This window comes from Nonomuraea sp. NPDC050691, from assembly GCF_040654455.1.
GTDB lineage: Bacteria > Actinomycetota > Actinomycetes > Streptosporangiales > Streptosporangiaceae > Nonomuraea.
On sequence record NZ_JBFAIA010000162.1, the window covers coordinates 1 to 18379 of the forward strand.

The window sequence follows — 18379 nt, forward strand, 5'->3', positions numbered from 1 at the left end:
GCTCGGCGCGGGCGCGCTCGGCCCACAGCACCATGCCGAGCCGGTCGAAGGTCTCCAGGGCGGCGCGCAGCTGGGCGCGAGCGGCGGCACGCTTGCGCGCCCGCCGTAGCCACTCGCCGTAGAGCAGCCGTGTGCGGGCCTGCTCGTGTGGCTGCTCGCCCTGCTCGTGCGCCCGCATGGCCTCCTCGTACAGGTCCTCGTCGTTCTCGACGAGGGCGCGGCAGCGCAGTACGACCGCGTCGGCGGACGGGACGCCGACGCTGGCCGCCCAGTTCAGGTAGTACGCCAGGGGCTCGCGCGCCCGCTCGGGCTCCCTGGCCTTGACGGCGGCCTCGATCCGGTCAGGAGCGAAGAACACGGACACCGGCGCGTTGGCGGCCGACAGCCTCTCCAGGATCCCCAGCGACGCCTTTGGACGGCCCAGCGCGAGCTCCAGCCGCCCGAGCCCGGCCACCGCGACCGCCTCGGCCGTGCGGAGCCCGCGCATTCCCGCCTGTTCGAAGACGGCCGCGGCCGCCGTCCGGCAACCCTGCTCGTCGCCCAGCTCGCCGCACGCCAGGGCGAGCAGCGCGGTGAGCGCGACCGCTCCGTTCCGCTGCCCCAGGTCGCCGATCACGGGGATGATCTCCTCCAGCTTGGTCGCCGCCTCGCGATACCTGCCGAGCAGCATCTGCGCCTGCAGCCGGGTCTCCACGGCGGTGGTCAGCCAGCCGCCCATGCCGTGGGCCCTGCACTCGGCCTCCACGCGCGCCGCGGCGGCCTCGCCCTGACCGTAGCGCCCGATGGGAGCGCACAGCTGGGCCATGAAGAGCAGGCCTGGCACCTGGAGCGCGGACAGATCCGGAGCGAGCACCAGCTCCTGCATGAGTGTGACCGCATCCTTCAGGTCGCCGTTGACCAGCGCGGCCAGCCCGAGCGCGCCGCTCACCAGCGGAGAGCCGATCTTGGGCAGGGCCCTGAGCAGGCTTGCCGCCTGCTCCGCCAGGCCCGGGTCGCCGGCGTACCATCCGCAGCGCACCGCCTCCACGATCAGGTAGGCCGCCCGCTCGGCGTCCAGCCTGGCGACCCGCTCCGCGCCGGCGATGATGAGCTCGCCGGCCGCGGCCTGGCTGCCCTGCTCGAACTCCCGATGGGCGCGCACCTGGATCAGGTGAGCGAGGGCCAGCGGGTCCTGGATCTCCTCGCTGGCCCGGTCGGCCAGCGAGCCCGCGCGGGTCGGCTGGCCCGCGTCGCTGGCCGCCACGGCCGCCGCGGCCAGCCGTACCGACCGCTTGGCGGTGTCGGGGGTGAGTTCGGCGGCCCGCTCGTAGGCCGCGGCCATGGCCGCAAAGCCGGAACGGGTGCGCGCCCGCTCCGCGGCCAGCTCGAGCTCGCGCGCCACGTCCTCGTCAGGCGTGGTCGTCGCCGCGGCCAGATGCCAGGCCCTGCGGTCGGCGTGCTCGCCGCCGTCGAGCACCTCGGCGAGCGCACGCCGTACGGCCAGCCGCGACGTCAACGGCATGTTCTGGTAGGCGGCGGCCCTGATGAGCGGGTGCCTGAAGGCCACCGCGGCCCCGTTCACCGTGACCAGCTTGGCCTGCTCCGCCGCTTCCAGGTCCGCCAGCCCGGCGGAGAAGGACCCCGCGGCGCGCAGCACGATGCCGAGATCGCCTGTGTCGTCGGCGGCGAGCACCGCGAGCAGGGCCTGAGCCCTGTCGGGCAGCGCCCGGATCTGCTGCTGGAAGGCCTGCTGCACCCGGTTGGCGACCGGAATCGTGGTGAACGGGTTCAGCTGCCCGGCCTGCTGCTCCGAGGTGAACGTGGACGGCAGCTCGATGAGCGCGAGGGGATTGCCGCGCGCCTCCTCCAGGACGCGGTCACGCACCTTGGGCGCCAGATCCCTGGTCGACTCGGCCAGCAGCGTGACGGCGGCGTCGCGGTCCACACCGTCCAGCCACAGCTCGGGCAGCCCTTGCGGGTGGAACTCCTCCCTGCCCGCGAACACCAGCGCGACGCCTTCGGCGTCCAGCCGCCGCGCCACGAACACCAGCGCGTCGATGGACGCCCGATCGAACCACTGCGCGTCGTCGACCAGGCAGAGCAGCGCCCCGTCGCCCGCGACCTCGGCCAGCAGGCTGAGCACGGCCAGCCCGACGAGGAACCGGTTGTCCGGAGCCGCCGCGCCCAGCCCCAGCGCGCCCTGCAGCGCCCCCGCCTGTGCCTCGGGCAGCACGTCGATCCGGTGAAGTTCGGAACGCAGGAGCAGATGCAGGGCGGCATACGGCAGCTCCGCCTCGGACTCGATGCCGACCCCGTGGAGCACCCGCACCCCCGCGGCCCGCTCCGCCAGGTGGCCGAGCAACGCGGTCTTCCCGATACCCGGCTGGCCGCGTACCACCAATACACCACTGCGCCCGGAACGCGCGTTCGCCAGCAGCCGATCCACCTGAGCCTGCTCCGCAGCCCGCCCGTACAACATGGCCGAAATCTAGCGGAACGCGGACATAGCTCCGGCCTGGCAGCGGCGGCGAAGGCCAGGTGCCCGCCCAGTGTGCGAGCGGGTGACCGTGACCGAGGACTACCGTCACGATGACAGATTCGGCGCGGCGTCGGCCTGCGTAGCTTCGTTGGCACAAGGACGACAGCGTCCCGCACGAAAGGATCTGATCATGGCCGCCACCGCCACCGCGCCCACTACTGCCGCCAACTCCAACGCCCGGGCCAAGCTGCTGCGGTTCGCGCTCAAGCAGGACGCCATCGGGTCGGGCGCCAACGGCCTCGTCTTCCTGGCGGTCGCAGCGATCTTCGGCTCGATGTTCGGCCTGCCCGCCGCGTTCCTCGTGCCGGTCGGCGCGTTCCTGGTCGCCTTCGCCGCGACCCTCCTCTACCTTGCCGCGCGTCCGGTGGTGAACAGGGCGGCGGTGATCGCGGTGATGGTGGTCAACGTGGCCTGGGTGGCGGCCAGCGCGGAGATGCTGATCGCCGGATGGTTCCCGGTGACCGGTCTGGGCACGGCCTTCGTGGTCGTCCAGGCGGTAGTGGTGGCGGGGTTCACCGGCCTGCAGTTTGCCGGGCTCCGCAGGGCCTGAGCGAGCTGCGTGGCAAGGCGCGCCGGCTCGCACGCCTGCGATGTGTCCATAGGGAGTAGCCGGACTGTGAGACGTCCGGGCAGCACCGCGCTGCTCGGAGTTTCCGGACCGTCCGAGTGCGCATACCCGTATCCTCCCAACGACCTGCTGGAGCACAGCGGGAATCTGACCCGCTTCCATCCATGCAGGTCAGATCCATACCCGTTGGATCTTCCGCGATTGCTACTGGGACCCCTCTTACCGGCACCCGAATTGCGTCGCCCGCGGGCGACCGCCGCGTGCTCGACGCAAGTGCCCGCGGAGCATGTTGACACCGGTGGACTTCAGCGTCGGGCGGCGCTCGCGGGACGGGACCACGGGATGCCCGTGGTCCCGTGGACCGCGTTGGCCGCGCTGATCTGCGTCAACGCCTGCCCCGACCGGGTCGCCGTGATCGCAGGAAGACCCAAGGGCGGCTGTCGTGTAGCAATCGCCGGCGTGATGGGCCTTCGAGGAGTCTGAGTGCAGAAATTGGCGCCAGGAACGTGATTTTCATGAATGGGTGACCTGTGACGTGCCTCCTCGGGGGCCGCGTCACCGCGGTCCCGGCACAAGCTTCATCGCCTGCTCGGGCTTTCACAGGGTCAGCAGGGCGCTGACAGGGAGGCGGGTGTCGGACAGGGGGCGGATGGCGACGCGCAGCAGGACCAGCGCGTTGTCGTCGCCCGCGATGCGGTTGGCGCTGAGCTCGCCGCATGACTGGCAGCAGTGGATGATCAGCCACTCCCCGTCCCGCCGGACGCTGACGCTCAGCGCCGCCATCCGGCCCCGGCAGGCCGCCCGCCGATCCCCAGGGATCCGGTGGTCGACGTGCAGGCTCGTCAGGCAGTGCGGGCAGTGGTTGCGGTGCGCTGTGCCTGGCGCGATCATCGGCACGTCCAGCCGGCACCCGACACAGCGGAACGCGTCGCCGGCCGTCTGGTGCACCGTTTTGCGGCGTTGGGGCCGTTCACGGCCCGGTTTCCTCCTCGGCATGTCACAGGTCGCCGAACGCCTCGAGCGGGAACGGCGGCTGCGCCAGCGGCCGTACGGCCATGCGCATGAGGATGAGCTGGTTGTCGTCCCCGCAGATGGGGTTGGACGTCAGCTCATCGCACCGGGAACAGCGATGGATGATCATCCAATCGCCGGTGCGCAGAACGGCGATCGAAATAGGGATCATGCGCGACCCGCAATTCGACGGGCCGCCCTCCACCCGGTCGAGCACGTGCAGCGAGTGTAGGCAGCTCGGGCAGTGGTTGCGTCGGGCTCCGTCAGGGGCGTGCGTGGTGACGGTCAAGCCACAGCGTACGCAGGAGAAGGTCTGTGTACTGGTGAGCTTGTGGTTGGTGGACAACCTGGGTACTCCTTGCCGGATTTCATGTCATCAGGACAGCAAGGGAGCGCCGAGCGGGCCTCGCGGGATTACGCGGGCATGCTGGTATGGCAGGCGTCCGGCCTTGATTTCAGAAGTGGTGATCTCAGAGGCGGGAATGGCCCACGGCATGACGAGGCGCACTCGGCGCAGTGCCGGCCATCAACTCACCCCCTCCTTCCTGGGGCACAAGGGCCCACAAGCTCCACCGATCGGACGCTTGCGAGCGTAAGGGGACAGCGCGCGTCGCCGCCACTGGTTTTGACTCGCAATACCTCTGAGCACACCAGGTCGCGCGGTCGCCGTCTTCGGCTGAGCGGCCTCAAGGGGTGTGCTCGTCGATCTCGCGTTCGGTGAGGACGCATTGGCGGCGGGAAGTGGGCGAGGCCGATGCGACCCCAGACCGCGCAGGCCCACACCGGCCCACAGCAGACCACCCCCGCCCCGGACGGCATCGAGCACGGCCCGCTGCAGCGGCCCACGATGACGGCCCGGAACTCCTATAGCTCCGGCGAGCCGCCACTCAGTTGATCAGTGGGTACGGCGGCGCGGTGCCGGGACCTCGGTGACCTTGGCGATGGCTTCGGCGCCGGGTTTGACGTAGCGCATGGCGGTGCGGGGGTCTTGTGCCGGGTCTTGCCCATGATGAGCTGCAGCGGTACTTCGGCGTCGCCGAGGTGGGTGGCGGCGCTGTGGCGCAGCTGGTGCAGGTCGAGGCCGGCGTACTTGTCCAGCAGGACGCGGGCGCGGTCGTAGCCGAGGCGGGCGCGGCCGGTGTGCGGGCAGATGTCGCCGGCGGCCGGGCGGCGGGCGGGGACCGGGCGGCGTTCGGACAGGAACAGCGGGCCGTGGGTGCGAGGGCTGCCGTCCGGGAGGCGGAGCAGGCGGGGTAGCAGGTGGGCGGTGCCGCTGTCCCAGTACACGCACTCGGTGGCGCCGCCCTTGGAGCGGACGGGGGCGCGCCGGTGCTCCAGGTCGAGGTCCTCGACGTTGAGCGCGAGGATCTCCGCGGCCGGGCCGCCGTCTCGTACAGCATCCGCCACAGCGTCTTCTCGCGCAGCGGGATGTCGCGGCGTGACAGCAGCCGGTGGATGGTGGTCTTGGCCACGGCGCGGGTCTCGTCGGCGCTTTCCTGGCGGCGTTCGGCGTGGGCCGGGACCGGCGGGGCGGCCCAGTGCTTCTTGGTCAGGCACCAGGCAAGCCAGGAGGTGATGGCGGCGCGGTTGCGGTTCCAGCCGGCGCGCATCGGCTCCACAGTTCGGTGAGCGCGGCGCCAATCTCGGCGTCGGCGGCCGCGGCGAGCGTGACGTGCCCACCGCGAAGGGCGGTGATCTTTGGTGCGGCGGTCATGCCGGCCGCCGGGCGGCGGCCACTGTGCCGGCCTGGGTGATGTACCGGATAACGTGCCGGAGTCGCGCAGCGTCCCGGCGAGGGGTTCTCCTGGTCGACGTGCCGCCGTGATCGCTCATGTACGGGATAAGACCGTTATCACGTACATGGTGTGCGGGTCCTCTTCAGCAGTATCGGCCGCCAGCTCACCGCGAGTCTCGAAGTGCGTCGTCCTTCTGGTGACCGATCAGGCCGGGACGAGGCGCCGACATGAGGTCAGGCTGCCCAGCCGCGCAGTGCGGCGGGGATGGCCGAGCGGAAGGTGGCCTCGGCCGTGGCGGTGTCGAGGGCCCCGGCCAGTTCGAGCGTCACCATACCGTGCAGGGTCACCCAGAGGGAGAGCGCGATCGAGGTCGCGTCACCCGAGAGTGCGGAGGCCGATCGAGCGCGGTCTATCGCCTTGATGAGCGGCCTGACGGGATCTGCGGCGCCCACTTCGCCGGACGGGTCGAAGCTCTGCACGCCGCCGAACAACACGGTGTAGAGGTGGCGGTGCTCGCGCCCCCATCGCCGGTACGCGACTGCGAGCGCATAGAGGTCGGCGACGGGGTCATCGGAGGTCGGCGCCGCCGACAGTTCTTGGGACAGCCCGGCGACCGCCCTGTTGCGTACTTCGGCGATCAGCCCGTCCTTGCCGTCGAACAGCGAGTAGACCGCGGCGGTCGCGACCCCGGCGGCGGCGGCCAGGGCGCGGATGGTGATCGACTCCCGTGGGCGGGTGGCGAACATCTCGGTCGCGGACTCGATGAGGCGGTCCTTGACGCTGTCGTCGTTCGTTCTCGGCCTTCCCACGACGACCAGCCTAGCCGAGCTGGTAGCGTTTCCAAACATCGTATTGAAACAGCGTTTGGAAACTGTATGTCTCTTTCCGTTCCCCTCCGCCTCCTCGGCCGTCTCATCCTGGCCCTGCTCGCCGTCGTGGGGCTGGCCGGGCTGTTCCTCGCGCTGGTCGTCCTGACGGACGGCGCGCGCTCCGGGCTCGCCGCCTGGCTGACCGCCCTCGCAGTCGGCATCATCGCCGCACTGTGGCGAGGCCGGGGCCGTACCTGGCGGGGCCGGCTGTGGCCCTTCGTCCCGGTGGTCGCCGCCGCCGCGCTCACGGCGTCGGTCTGTGTCCCCGCCGTTCCCACGACCCGGCAGTACCCGCCCGACCTGCCCTTCGTCGCGACGAAACGTTGGAGCCTGAGCACGGGAAGCCGGGTCGCCGTCTATCACTATCCCCCCGCCGCCGGCACCCCCCGCCGTCCCACGCCGCTCGTCTACCTTCATGGCGGGCCCGTCCGCTCCATCTCCGTGCTCGACCACCGGTTCCTGCGGCTCCTGGCCGGACAGGGCTACGACGTGTACGCCTACGAGCACCCCGGCGGCGGGCGGAGCAACCTGCTGCCCATGGAGCAGTACACAATCTCCAGGTCCGTAAGCGACCTGGCCGCCTTCATCGACCGCCTGAACAGGGGCCCGGCCGACGTCCTCGGGTTCTCCGCGGGCGCAATCGTGCTCACCCGGGCCCTGGCCACCCCGGACACCGCCGCCCGCGTACATCGGGCAATCATCGCCGAACCCGGCCCCATGGACGGCCCCGCCGCGCTCACCAGCGGGCACCTGGGGAGACCGTCCGCGCGCGGCCTCGCCCCGGCCCCAACCGGAGCGCGGGCGACGCGCGTCCCCCGGTACGCCGTCGCGCTCGGCCTCATCCAACTCGGGCTCCTGCCGCCCGACACCGGCCTGATCACGCAGGCCGAAGGCGTCAACGCCTTCAAGGCCGCTGATCTCGGCAGCGACACCGCCTCCGCCTACTGCGCGCGCGACGCCGGCCGCATCCCGACCGAGGACACCGCGGAGAACTTCTCCTTCAACGCCGCCGCCAGCCTACAGATCCAGCAGACGATCAAAGACTCGCCCTCCATCGCCCCCGAGCTGAGCCGCTCCCGGACCCCCGCAATGCTGATGATCGCCGAATGCTCCTCACAGACACGCCAATGGCAGACCAGCATCCTCGCCGCCGACCCCGCCATCGAGCGAACCCAATACATGCCCGGCGTCGGACACCGCATGTGGAACGGCCTCGACGACAACAACGAGCGCGCCGCTGCCGTCATCACAGCGTTCCTCCAGAGCGAGCCGTCGCCCCTGCCCAATTACCCAACCCGCACCGGCATCTCCGCCTTCCTCCGCGACCACAGGTAAGGCTCGCAGCGGGCTGAGCGCGCGCCGATCTTCCTCCGTCAGCTGGCCGCCCCCCCCTGCGGATCTCGCAGCACGGCCTGAAGGAGCTGGGTATTGACGAACACCAGCGAGGACTGCAGCAGGTGCAAGGTGAGCATGGACACCTCGGCGTGCTCACGATCGGCCCCGGTCAGCACGCCGTCACGCCCGTAGAAGATCTTGTCGTTGGCGCTGTTCCAGTTCTCCACGACCTGCAGCCGCGTCCCTTCTCGACGCTGCGGCGTAGGAGCGGACTTTGTCGGCCGGCCTGCGTATGGTGCTCGTAGTGGCCGCCACGCCGGCCCGCTTCCGAGCCCACCGCCCCCACGCGGCGACCGGCGACCGGCGACCGGCGACGAGGACAAGGTCCCCCGGACCGCGTGATGGATGGACGCTCCGCCGACTGGTCGTGATGATCCCTGGCGGGGTGGCGTGGGCACCCAAGGCATTCGCGGACCTGTCCGATGGCTACCGAGAAGTGCTGTCGCTTGCGGATTGGGAGGGCATGTCTGTCGCCGAGATCGCAGTTGTGCTGGGCTGTTCGGCCAACGCCGTACGGATTCGGCTGCATCGGGCCCGTCGCCGCCTGGCCCGCGCTCTCTCGGTAGGCCCTCCAGGACGTGCAGCGCGCGCACAGGTACCGGAAGGAGACTCCGCATGACCAAGATTTCGATCAGCCGCCTCAACCCCGTCACCGACAACGAGATTGCCGTGCTGGTGAGCACAGGGGCCCGGGACGAGCTGGCAGAGCACATCACAGCGGCCGCCCCGGAACCTGCACCCCGGTCTTGGTGGCGTCGGCGTCTGATCGTCGGCATTCCGCTCATGGGGGCGGCGACGGCCGCCGCAGTGGTCGCCTTCTCGTCCGGCTGGGTCGAGCCGCAGCGCGCCGAGGCGGCGGCCCTCTCCTTCCAGCGAGAGGGCGGATACCTCGTCGTCCGGGTGCAGGACCCGGACGCCGATCCCGAGCGTTACCGGGAGGAGTTCCAGCAGCGAGCAATGGACATCGACCTCAAGCTGGCGCCCACCGGTCCGGACAAGGCTGGCAAGGTCCTGTTCATGGAGGACGGCGACGATCCGGCCGGCCGGCTCGAGGCGGTTGAGGGCTCGTGCGGGGAGCGCGCGTGCTCGGTGGCCGTCAAAGTACCGGTCAGCTACCGGTCCCACGCCAGCATCGTCTTCGGCCGTGCGGCGGAGCAAGGTGAGATGTACGACACGGATGGGGACGACGAGCCAGGCGCAGGCATCGGCCTACCCGGCATCGACAAGTACACCGTAGCTGAGGCGGTTGCCGTCCTCCGCGCGCGTAACGTGCCCGTCGAGTACCGCTACCGATACAGAGGTTCCGACCGGCCGTATCCGAATGGGATCCCCGCCGACAAAGTCGATCCCAATTGGTGCATCCACGACGGTCTGCGGGGCTCGGAGAACCAGGCCATTCTGTTCGTAGGGCCGGAACCCGAGGGTTGAGGCCGCCGCCGGGATCGTCATCGATGCCCTGGCCCCACAGGAGCTGAAGGTGGCCACGATGGACTGGCAGGTCGCCGATCCTGCCGCAGTCCCGGGCGGGGGTTGGTGATCCGACCGCCCGGTCGTCTTCTCAGTTGCGGCCTGCGGTCTACGCCCCCTTCTCATCCACGACAATCGTCACCGAGCACACTCCGCCATAGGCGGCAGGCCACCGTCACCCGACTGACCAACCTTCCTGGACATCACAGCTAGCCCTCCAGCAGTTCGGCGTCGTGGACCAGCAGGGCGATCTGCACTCGGTTGTTGACCTTCAGCTTGGTGATCAGCCGGGAGACGTGCCCCTTGACGGTGGCCAGCCCCATGCCGAGTTCCTCGGCGATCTCCGCGTTGGACCAGCCGCACCCCAGCGCGACGGCCACTTCCCGCTCTCGCTCGGTCAGCACCGACAGCCGCTCCCGCGCACGGTCGCGGCGGGTCCCGGCAGCAGGGTCGGCGACCTGGCGGATGAGCCTGCGGATGACCGCGGGCGACAGGCTGGGCGAACCCGCCACGACGGACCGGATGGCCCCGATGATCTCCTCCGGCGCCGATTCCTTGAGCAGGAATCCGGCGGCGCCGTTGCGAAGCGCCTCCAGGACGTACTCGTCGATGTGGAAGGTGGTCAGGACGATGACCTGCGGCGAGTCGGGCCCGCGGCGGATCCGGCGGGTGGCGGCCAGGCCATCGGCCCTGGGCATGCGGATGTCCATGAGAACCACGTCCGGCCAGTGGGCATGCACCATCGTCACCGCGGCCGCGCCGTCGCCCGCCTCGGCGACGACCTCGATGTCCGGGAAGCCGCCCAAGAGGATGCGCAGCCCGGTGCGCACCAGCGGGTCGTCGTCGACGATGGCCACCCGAATGGGGCGCAGCCCGTTCACGCCGGCCAAGGCAACCACACCTCGAGCCGGAACACGCCCTGCGCCTTGCCGTACTCCACCCTGCCACCTGCGAGGGCGACCCGCTCCTCCACGCCGACCAGCCCGAGTCCCGCACCCGGAACCATCAGAGGTTGACCCCTGTCCGGGTTACTCATCCGGATGCCCAGCTCGGATCCCGGCTGCCCGGAAATGCGCAGCTTCACGGGCGATCCGTGCGCATGCTTGCCCGCGTTCGTCAGCGCCTCTTGGACGATCCGGTAGGCGGTGCGCCCGAGTATGGCGGGCGGGGCTTCCTCCGGCACGTCACTCCTGTAGTCGACGAGCATGCCGTGTGCGGTGACGCCTTCGACGAGCCCGGGGATGTCCCCGAATCCGGGCTGCGGCAGCTCGGGCCGGCCCGGCGGGTCGTCACGCAGGACCCCGATGACCGTCCGCAGCTCCTGCAACGCCGTGTGCGCGCTGCTCCGGATGGCGTCCACCGCGACCGTCAGCTCCTCGGGCGGCAGCTCACCCCGTACGCCCAGGGCCCCTGCGTAGAGGCTGACCAGCGACAGCCGGTGGGCCAGCACGTCATGCATCTCCCTCGCGATGCGTGCCCGCTCGGTGAGCCGCGCCTGCTCGACGCGATTGTGTTGCTCGACCTCCAACCGTTCGGCGTGCTCTCGCAGTGACCGCGTGAGCCTTCGGTGCGCGTCCACGAACAAGCCCCAGCCCACCGCCGCCGCGCTGATCACTGCCCGGAGAACGGGATCGACCCAGGCCGGAAAAGGCGGGTCCGCATGGAGGAGGAAATAGGCGGCACCGAGCGCGACGTTGACCGCCGCGACTCCCAGCGCCACGCTCGCGCGCCGCCGTACCGCGAGACTGAACAGCGCAGCATAGATCGCCCCCGTCGCCATGACCGAAACCGCCCCGAACGGCACGACCGCCATAGCCACCCCCAGCGGCCACCGGCGCCGTAACACCAGCGTCCCGGTGCAGGCCAGGCCGATCAGAACATCGACGGGCCACGGCAGCAACGCACCCGGCGACATCGCCGCGCCCAACGGTAGTATCAGCGAGCCGTACGCCAGGGCCAGCATGATCGCCAAGAAGTCGGCGACTCGGTCACGGACGGCCAGCCGCCGTCCGTCCACCGAGTCCGGCATCAGCAGGGCGAAGGTCATCGCGGGCATGTGGGCAGCCTACGAGGCCCGGCTACGACCGGGGACCTACCAAAGTAGGGCCCGGCCCTTCCTCCGGCTGGCGCGGACCTTCCGCGCTTATCCCATGCTCGCGGTCATGAGGACACACATCAGGACGCTCGCGGCCATCGTCGCGGTCGCCACCCTCTGGGGACTGACCGCGGCCTGGTGGACGCCGCGCGGACCACTGACCGGCCCGACGGCACTTGGATCGATCTTCATCAGCGCCGCCGTGGGCGTCGCCGCGGGACGAGTCAACCGATCACGGTGGATCTTACTGGCTGCCCCCCTCGCTTTCGTGCTCGCTCTGGAGCTCGCCCGGATCGGCGTGGTCGGCCCTTCTGTCGACGCTCCCCGGCCCGGCCCCTTCGGGATCATCACTCTCGTGACCGGGCGGGGGGTGCACAGCCTCCTCTCGGTGTTCCCCATGCTTCTCGGCATCCTGTACGGCAGGCAGCAGGGTGCCTCCCCCTCCTCCCGCGGACGCATTCGCCGCTGGCTCGGCCGGATCACGCTCGGTATCGGCACCGCCTTCCTGGCCCTGATCGCCGTCGCCGTGGCCATACCCGCCAGCACGCCCGCCCTTCCCGGACCTGCCGCTGTGGCCGAACTGACCCAGGTCGACGTCGGCGCCCACCGGCTCGGCCTCTTGATCCGGGGCACCGACCGGACGCGACCCGTGCTTCTGTTCGTCCCTGGCGCGCCGGGCGGCTCCGAAACTGGTGCGATGCGGCAGCAGCTGTCCGCCCTCGAGCGGACGTTCGTGGTCGCCACCCTGGACCGGCGCGGCGGCGGCTCCTCCTACGCGGCACTGGATCCAACCTCGACCGTGACCGTCGACGGCGCGGTCAGCGACATCCTGGCGGTCACCGACTACCTGCGGCAGCGCTTCCGGCAGGACAAGATCTACTTGCTCGGGCACTCCGGGGGCTCACTGCTGAGTGTGCTGGCCGTGCAGCGAAGTCCTGCGAAGTATCTGGCTTACGTGGGCACCGGCCAGGGCGTCAACCTGCCCGCCAGCGACCGCATCTTCTACGACGACATCCTCGCCTGGGCTCGCACCACCGGTCGGCGTGACCTGGCTGACCAGCTCATCTCGCAGGGGGCGCCGCCGTACTCGGACGTCCATGACTACGAGCCGATCATGATGTACGAGAACCAGGCGTATGGGCAGGGTGAGCCAGGGTTTTCCATCGACGCCTCGGAGTATTCGCTCCTGGAGAAGATTCATACGCTCAACGCCATTCTGGACACATGGAGCGTGCTGTATCCGCGGATGCAGCAGACGGACCTGCGGCGGGATGTGCCCAGCCTCGATGTGCCGGTCTACTTCGTGATGGGCTCACGAGAGATGCGAGGCCTGTCGATGCTGTTCAACGAGTGGTATCGGGGACTGCGGGCGCCTCGGAAGGAACTGGTGATCTTTGAGGGGGCCGGGCATCGGGCGATGTTCGATGAGGCGGAGCGGTTTGTCGCCTTCATGAACAAAGTAGCCGGCGAAGCTGACCGCCTGCCCGAGTACCTCGAATGAGACACCCTCTGTCAACCTCATGCCGCGCGTTTGAGTACTCGGTTGCGGTTGGCCGTGTGAATGGCCTCGTCGTAGCGGACGCCCAGGGTCAGCGCCGATCTCACCGGCAACCCTGGCGGCGAGACGATCACCCAGGCCAGGCATGCTCAGGTAGATCTCGCCGCCAGGGAAGGCCTTCACCGGGTCTACGTCCTTGACGGTCTCGTCGCGGCCGGTGCGTGGGCCGCCCCGACGGTACGGCCGGCTTTCCCATCCACCTATAGCTCTACGCCTCCCACGCAGGAGGTAGCGATCGCATGGCGGAAAGTGCCGCGCGGCAGCAAGCACCTCTCCGGAGGCACGCCCTTATGTACGTGATAGCAGTCTGTTATCACGTACATAAGGGCTGAGCGATCGCGGTCGAACTGGAGATCCATCCCCGTGGCCGATGCGCGAATCCGGCACGTTATCCAGCACATCATCTGGGACGCGGCGCCCGCGCTGGACGGCCGCCGGTGAGCGCGGCCAGCGGGAAGGTCGCCGCGCTGCGCGGCGCCGCGATCACGCTCGCCGACGCCGCAGACGAATCTCTCGGCACCCACCGCCTGCCCAACCCCAACGGCGACCTGCGGCCCCGGACCGCAAGCGTCGACTGCCGACTATGATCGTTCTCACCGATAACCGGCGTACCGATGTTCTCCAAAGCCGTAAAGGAGCTGTTGTAACAGCCCTACGACCATCGCGCCTTACGCCGAACAGCCGCGACGATGGCCCTTACCCTCGTCCTGCCTGTCCTGTCGCTGTTCTCGCCGACGGCATCAGCGCGCGCCGACACCGCGGTACCCGCCTTCAAGGTGCTCGTCTTTCCCAAGACCACCGGATCCCGGCATGACTCGATCCCCGACAGTGCTCACCCAGCCAAGGGCATGCCCGCGGTGGCACGCTCCCGCTGCCGACGCGGGAGGGCGGCCAGCCCGGCGAGCCAGCCCAGCGCGATCCCCCATAGCAGGCCCGCGATCAGCCCGCCCACAAGATGTCCGGCGTATGCCCCCGGGCCCGCCGAGGCGATCTGGGACAGCACGACCGCTCGCAACAGGTTCACGACCACCGCCCCCAGCACGAACGCCCCCCACGTGCGCCAGAAGCCACCCCGAGCCCGGGCCACCATGACGACCAGCATCAAGGCGAGGGCGCTGTCGGTGAGCGTGACGAGCCAGGTCGTCTCCCCCAGCGGCACCACGCGCAGACCCGGCAGCCCGTACGGCAGGCCGAGCGCGGGAGGCACGGCCAGGTAGCCCACCCGGGTGACCAGCGCGCTCCCCAACAGTCCGAAGGCCAGGACGATCGCGAGCGTGACGATCGCGGGGAGGCTATTGCGACTAATGCTCATGTTCGGCAGGCTAGCCGCGACCGCGATTCTGGCGGAAGACCCCCGTTCCCGGTGACCGGAGTTCAGATGAAGAGTGCTCGGCTTATCACGGCCGTCGCCGTGCTGGCCGTCCTGGCCGGGGGCGGCGTCGCCGCGGCGACCAGACCCACCCCGAAGCCCGTCGCCCGGTTCGTCACGGACGATCAGGGCAGGGTGCTGCTCCTGCACGGCTTCAACACGGCCAGCAGCGCCAAGAGCACGCCTGACGGCCTGCCGAAGTTCACCGAGGCGGACCTCGACCGTGAATACCGGGACATGGGGACGAACTTCGTCCGCTTCCTGATCCAGTGGCGCACGCTCGAGCCCACCCCAGGCACCTATGACACGAAATATCTGGACAAGGTGGCTGAGCGCGTCGCCTGGTACGCCAAGCGTGGCTACCACGTGATGCTGGACATGCACCAGGACCTGTGGGGCAGCGACATCACCCCGGATAAAGGCGCGGGCAACGGCGCGCCCGGGTGGGCCACACACCTCGACGACCTCCCGGTCAGCACCGACCAGCCCACCTGGGAGATGTACTACTTGGAACCCGGCGTCATACGGGCCTTCGACCACTTCTGGAACACCACCGGTGACCACCCCGAACTGATGGACCACTACGCCAAGGCGTGGAAGGCGGTGGCCGCCAGGTTCAAGGACGACCCCGCCGTCATCGGCTACGACCTGATGAACGAGCCCTGGGGCGGCTCGATCCAGGGCGCCCAGTTCGAAACCGGCCCGCTGGCCACCCTCTACCGCAGGTCGATCGCGGAGATCAGGTCGGTCGACCCCGACGGCTGGATCTTCCTCGAGCCCCAGGCTGTGGGCGTCAACTGGGGTTTGCCGTCGGCCCTGCCACACTTCGACGACCCGCGCGACGGCCAGCCGCGCATCGGCCTGGCTCCGCACCTCTATCCGCTCCCGCTCGACCTGGGCGATGACTACACGGCCGGTTCCCGTCGGTGGACCGATCGCACGCTCGGCTGGTGGCGGGACAACATGCTACGCACCGCCGAACGCGTGGGCGGCCCTGTGGTGCTGGGCGAGTTCGGGCTGGACATGTCCCGGCCGGGCTCCCCCGACCTGGTCAAGCGGGTGCTCGGGCTCACCGACCAGGTGAACATGGGCCACGCGTACTGGTCACGCGACCCCGGCCCCTGGGGCCCCTACGACGACAAGGGGAAGCCGGGGCCGCTGGTCTCCGCGATGGCCCGGCCGTACCCCAGGGCGGTCGGCGGGGTGCCGGTGAGCGTCGCCTACGACGAGAAGTCCCGGGCGCTGACCTTGGTCTTCGACGCCAATCAGACCGGCCCGACCGAGATCTATCTGCCCACACGCGACTTCCCCAACGGTGGGCAGGCCTCCATCGGCGAGGCCACCTGGGACGCCGGCAGGCGCGTCCTCACCGTGAAGACGAAGACGGCCGGCCGCCTCACCCTCACGATCACCCCTGGATAGCAGTACGGCTCCCGCCGCGAGGCGGGGGCCGCAGCCGTCTGGTCGAGGCCAGCCGACGTGAACCGGCGCGCCCTCCGTCTTGCGACCGGTCTTGACGACTGGACGGTACCGGGGCGGCGTCGGCGATCGTGACGGTGTCGGGGCCGCCCCGGCGTTGGGAAGAGGCGCACCCTCCTCCACAGACGAGCGGGCGGCGCCGGCCCACTTCACCGCCTGCCTCGACCGGCTCGACCCGCTCAACGAGCACGTCTGGTCCGCTCGCGCCCGCGAGAAGATCGCCCGCTCCCGGGCCACCCTCGGTGGCCGTCGCACCTGGCCACCGCACGCGCCTCGGTAAGGGCACTTCGCCGCACCCAGTGGAGGAGCTACCGGTGGGCCGCGCTGCGGTCGACGGCGGGCATCAGGCCCGCATCCGGCGTACTGGTGACGGGGACCGGGTCGGCGAGTTCGCCGACGAAGCGGCCGTCGACAAGGTCGCGGAAGGCCATCAGGTGCCAGCGGCCTTCGTGCCGGACGAGGCGACCGGCGTAGAGCGAGGTGTCGGGGAACAGCCGGGCGGTGGAGATGTCGAAGGGGCCGTGAAGGCTGGGCCCGGTGACGCTGAAGATCCCTCCGGTGCCGTAACGACGGCGCGCGTCGTCGTCGAGTTGGGCGCTCGCGCAGGAGAAGATCAGCGTGGGAGTGCCGTCGACGACTTCCGTCTGGACGACCTCGATGTGGCCGAAACCGGCGCCGGGCTCGGTCAGCGGCGGCTGAACGTGCCACTGCTCCAGATCGGTGGAGGTGCAGTGCCCGACGACACCACGGCTTCGCCAATCGCCGTGGCCGGCGCGGGCGGTGACGTACATGTGCCATTGGCCGTCCTCGCCCCGGAAGACGAATGGATCCCGCCAGGCTTCTTCGGGCCATTCGGACTGGCCGTGCTTCTCGTACCAGCGGGAGTCGGCCTCCAGGACGGTGTGCGGTGGGTGCTTGTGCCAGACGAGCAGGTCCGCTGAGGTGGCGACGCCGACGCGCTGCACGTCGCCGCCGTCCTGCCGGGTGGTGCCGGTGTAGAACATCCACCACAGCCCGGCGTCGTCCCGTACGACGCTGCCGGTCCAGGTGGTCCAGTCGTCGAACGCCGGGGAGTCCGAGACCGTCAGCGCGTCGGGGAGCACCGTCCAGTCCCGCAGGTCGCCGGAGACGGCGTGGCCGACGCTCGGGTGGCGGTGGCGGTGGCGGCGGTCGGGGTCGCCGAGGCCGCGGGAGGCTCGGAGGTAGAACACGTGGTGGAGCTCGCCGTCGTGGGCGTACCACGAGTCCCAGATCCAGCTGTCCGCCAGTCGCAACATTGATTACCCCTTGATTCCGCTGTTGGCCACGCTGGCCACGAAGCTGCGTTGGAAGATGACGAAAAGCACCATGATCGGCAGGGTGACCAGGGTGGTGTAGCCCATGATCTGACCCCATGGCACGCCCTCGGCGGTGTTGGACTGGAAGAAGTAGTCCAGGCCGACGGGGAGCGGCCGCAGGCTCTCCTCCTGGACGACCATCGTCGGCCACAGGTAGGAGTTCCAGATGGGCAGGAAGGTGAGGATGGCGCTGGTTGCGAAGGCCGGTCCGCTCAGTGGGACGACGATGCGCCGGTAGACGGTCAGGAAGCCCGCGCCGTCGATGAAGGCGGCCTCGTCGATGTCGCGGGGGATGGACTTGAAGAACTGCACGAACAGGAAGATCGAGAACGCGTTGGCGATGAACGGGACGATCTGCACGGCGTAGGTGTTGATCCAGCCGGTGGTCAGCTCGGGCGTGCCGGTGGTGAAGGAGAGATAGGGCAGCTTGTTCACCCAGTACAGCAGCGGGAGTGCGAGCGTCTCGAACGGCACGATGAGGGTCGCGATGAGCACCCCCATGACGATGCCCTGCCCGCGCCAGCGCATCCGGGCGATGCCGAAGGCGGCCAGGCTGTTGATCACCAGCCCGAGCCCGACGACCAGGAACGACACGAGCAGGGAGTTGGCATAGAAGCGAGCGAGCGGGACCCGGCTGAACAGGCCTTGATAGTTGTCGGGGCCGACGTCGCCCACCGGCAGGAATGCCCGGACGGATTCGAGGTCTTCGAAGATCTGCAGCTTGCCTTTGAAGCTCGACACGATCATGAAGATCATGGGCAGCAGGAAGGCGAGCGAGAACAGCGCGCAGGCGATGTAGAAGGCGGTGCGCGCGAAAGCCCTGCGGCCTTGATGGTGGCATGCGTCCTTCTCCCTGGTCAGCCGGCGCTGGATGAGCGCGACACTTCTGGGCCGTCTCCCAGGCGGTGTCCCTGCGCCGTCTCAACATCAGCGGTGGAACCCTGTCGCTGATGGACTACTGCACCGCCGGCCCGCAG

17 protein-coding genes are annotated in these 18379 nt (G+C 69.7%); 6 read left to right on the forward strand and 11 right to left on the reverse strand.

Annotation, left to right across the window (positions count from 1 at the left end; translation table 11 throughout):
• Positions 1-2458 (reverse strand): AAA family ATPase (locus tag AB0H81_RS35755; protein ID WP_358383914.1); only part of this gene is annotated, 2458 nt, incomplete at its 3' end.
• Positions 2459-2648: 190 nt separating this feature from the next.
• On the opposite strand from AB0H81_RS35755, the gene AB0H81_RS35760 reads away from it, so the two are divergent.
• Positions 2649-3068, forward strand: coding sequence for a hypothetical protein (locus tag AB0H81_RS35760; RefSeq protein WP_358383916.1), 420 nt, complete (start codon positions 2649-2651; stop codon positions 3066-3068).
• Positions 3069-3683: 615 nt separating this feature from the next.
• Here AB0H81_RS35760 and AB0H81_RS35765 read toward each other — a convergent pair.
• The 4 genes from AB0H81_RS35765 to AB0H81_RS35780 form a co-directional block, all read right to left on the reverse strand.
• Complete coding sequence (locus AB0H81_RS35765; protein WP_358383919.1) at positions 3684-4082, reverse strand: RNHCP domain-containing protein; 399 nt, start codon at positions 4080-4082, stop codon at positions 3684-3686.
• A gap of 1 nt (position 4083) precedes the next feature.
• The gene (locus tag AB0H81_RS35770; protein WP_358383922.1) at positions 4084-4443 is read right to left on the reverse strand and encodes an RNHCP domain-containing protein; all 360 of its coding nucleotides are present in this window, start codon (positions 4441-4443) and stop codon (positions 4084-4086) included.
• A gap of 518 nt (positions 4444-4961) precedes the next feature.
• On the reverse strand, positions 4962-5504 hold the full coding sequence (locus tag AB0H81_RS35775) for a tyrosine-type recombinase/integrase (RefSeq protein ID WP_358383924.1): 543 nt from the start codon (positions 5502-5504) through the stop codon (positions 4962-4964).
• Between the two features lie 562 nt (positions 5505-6066).
• Positions 6067-6642 (reverse strand): TetR-like C-terminal domain-containing protein, encoded by a 576-nt coding sequence (locus AB0H81_RS35780; RefSeq protein ID WP_358383927.1) that lies wholly within the window; start codon positions 6640-6642, stop codon positions 6067-6069.
• A gap of 66 nt (positions 6643-6708) precedes the next feature.
• On the opposite strand from AB0H81_RS35780, the gene AB0H81_RS35785 reads away from it, so the two are divergent.
• A complete protein-coding gene (locus AB0H81_RS35785; RefSeq protein ID WP_358383930.1) occupies positions 6709-8037 on the forward strand; it encodes an alpha/beta hydrolase in 1329 nt (442 codons plus the stop codon).
• Between the two features lie 38 nt (positions 8038-8075).
• Here AB0H81_RS35785 and AB0H81_RS35790 read toward each other — a convergent pair whose 3' ends face one another.
• Positions 8076-8264 (reverse strand): Tn3 family transposase, encoded by a 189-nt coding sequence (locus AB0H81_RS35790; RefSeq protein ID WP_358383932.1) that lies wholly within the window; start codon positions 8262-8264, stop codon positions 8076-8078.
• Between the two features lie 203 nt (positions 8265-8467).
• Here AB0H81_RS35790 and AB0H81_RS35795 point away from each other — a divergent pair, with 203 nt between their 5' ends.
• Complete coding sequence (locus tag AB0H81_RS35795; protein WP_358383957.1) at positions 8468-8716, forward strand: sigma-70 region 4 domain-containing protein; 249 nt, start codon at positions 8468-8470, stop codon at positions 8714-8716.
• Complete coding sequence (locus AB0H81_RS35800; RefSeq protein WP_358383935.1) at positions 8713-9525, forward strand: hypothetical protein; 813 nt, start codon at positions 8713-8715, stop codon at positions 9523-9525. Before AB0H81_RS35795 ends, AB0H81_RS35800 begins: the two co-directional genes overlap by 4 nt.
• 248 nt (positions 9526-9773) lie before the next feature.
• Here the strand turns inward: AB0H81_RS35800 and AB0H81_RS35805 are convergent, their stop codons facing one another.
• Positions 9774-10454: a response regulator transcription factor gene (locus AB0H81_RS35805; RefSeq protein WP_358383938.1), complete on the reverse strand. Its 681-nt coding sequence runs from the start codon at positions 10452-10454 to the stop codon at positions 9774-9776.
• Positions 10442-11620 (reverse strand): histidine kinase, encoded by a 1179-nt coding sequence (locus AB0H81_RS35810; protein WP_358383941.1) that lies wholly within the window; start codon positions 11618-11620, stop codon positions 10442-10444. The genes AB0H81_RS35805 and AB0H81_RS35810 overlap by 13 nt, the downstream gene beginning before the upstream one ends.
• Positions 11621-11726: 106 nt before the next feature.
• Here AB0H81_RS35810 and AB0H81_RS35815 point away from each other — a divergent pair, with 106 nt between their 5' ends.
• A complete protein-coding gene (locus AB0H81_RS35815) occupies positions 11727-13160 on the forward strand; it encodes an alpha/beta hydrolase (RefSeq protein WP_358383944.1) in 1434 nt (477 codons plus the stop codon).
• A gap of 889 nt (positions 13161-14049) precedes the next feature.
• Here the strand turns inward: AB0H81_RS35815 and AB0H81_RS35820 are convergent.
• Positions 14050-14529, reverse strand: coding sequence for a hypothetical protein (locus AB0H81_RS35820; protein ID WP_358383947.1), 480 nt, complete (start codon positions 14527-14529; stop codon positions 14050-14052).
• Between the two features lie 66 nt (positions 14530-14595).
• Here AB0H81_RS35820 and AB0H81_RS35825 point away from each other — a divergent pair, with 66 nt between their 5' ends.
• On the forward strand, positions 14596-16008 hold the full coding sequence (locus AB0H81_RS35825) for a cellulase family glycosylhydrolase (protein WP_358383950.1): 1413 nt from the start codon (positions 14596-14598) through the stop codon (positions 16006-16008).
• Between the two features lie 365 nt (positions 16009-16373).
• Here the strand turns inward: AB0H81_RS35825 and AB0H81_RS35830 are convergent, their stop codons facing one another.
• Positions 16374-17342: a hypothetical protein gene (locus AB0H81_RS35830; protein ID WP_358383952.1), complete on the reverse strand. Its 969-nt coding sequence runs from the start codon at positions 17340-17342 to the stop codon at positions 16374-16376.
• A 3-nt stretch (positions 17343-17345) separates the two neighbouring features.
• The gene (locus tag AB0H81_RS35835) at positions 17346-18158 is read right to left on the reverse strand and encodes a carbohydrate ABC transporter permease (protein WP_358383955.1); all 813 of its coding nucleotides are present in this window, start codon (positions 18156-18158) and stop codon (positions 17346-17348) included.
• Between the last annotated feature and the right edge of the window lie 221 nt (positions 18159-18379).

What these genes read in the sequence shown, in the direction of transcription:
- AB0H81_RS35785 (WP_358383930.1), top strand. Translation starts at nt 6,709, where the DNA reads ATGTCTCTTTCCGTTCCCCTCCGCCTCCTCGGCCGTCTCATCCTGGCC.
- AB0H81_RS35760 (WP_358383916.1), top strand. Translation starts at nt 2,649, where the DNA reads ATGGCCGCCACCGCCACCGCGCCCACTACTGCCGCCAACTCCAACGCC.
- AB0H81_RS35830 (WP_358383952.1), bottom strand. Translation starts at nt 17,342, where the DNA reads ATGTTGCGACTGGCGGACAGCTGGATCTGGGACTCGTGGTACGCCCAC.
- AB0H81_RS35820 (WP_358383947.1), bottom strand. Translation starts at nt 14,529, where the DNA reads ATGAGCATTAGTCGCAATAGCCTCCCCGCGATCGTCACGCTCGCGATC.
- AB0H81_RS35810 (WP_358383941.1), bottom strand. Translation starts at nt 11,620, where the DNA reads ATGCCCGCGATGACCTTCGCCCTGCTGATGCCGGACTCGGTGGACGGA.
- AB0H81_RS35835 (WP_358383955.1), bottom strand. Translation starts at nt 18,158, where the DNA reads ATGATCTTCATGATCGTGTCGAGCTTCAAAGGCAAGCTGCAGATCTTC.
- AB0H81_RS35795 (WP_358383957.1), top strand. Translation starts at nt 8,468, where the DNA reads ATGATCCCTGGCGGGGTGGCGTGGGCACCCAAGGCATTCGCGGACCTG.
- AB0H81_RS35800 (WP_358383935.1), top strand. Translation starts at nt 8,713, where the DNA reads ATGACCAAGATTTCGATCAGCCGCCTCAACCCCGTCACCGACAACGAG.
- AB0H81_RS35815 (WP_358383944.1), top strand. Translation starts at nt 11,727, where the DNA reads ATGAGGACACACATCAGGACGCTCGCGGCCATCGTCGCGGTCGCCACC.
- AB0H81_RS35765 (WP_358383919.1), bottom strand. Translation starts at nt 4,082, where the DNA reads ATGCCGAGGAGGAAACCGGGCCGTGAACGGCCCCAACGCCGCAAAACG.
- AB0H81_RS35825 (WP_358383950.1), top strand. Translation starts at nt 14,596, where the DNA reads ATGAAGAGTGCTCGGCTTATCACGGCCGTCGCCGTGCTGGCCGTCCTG.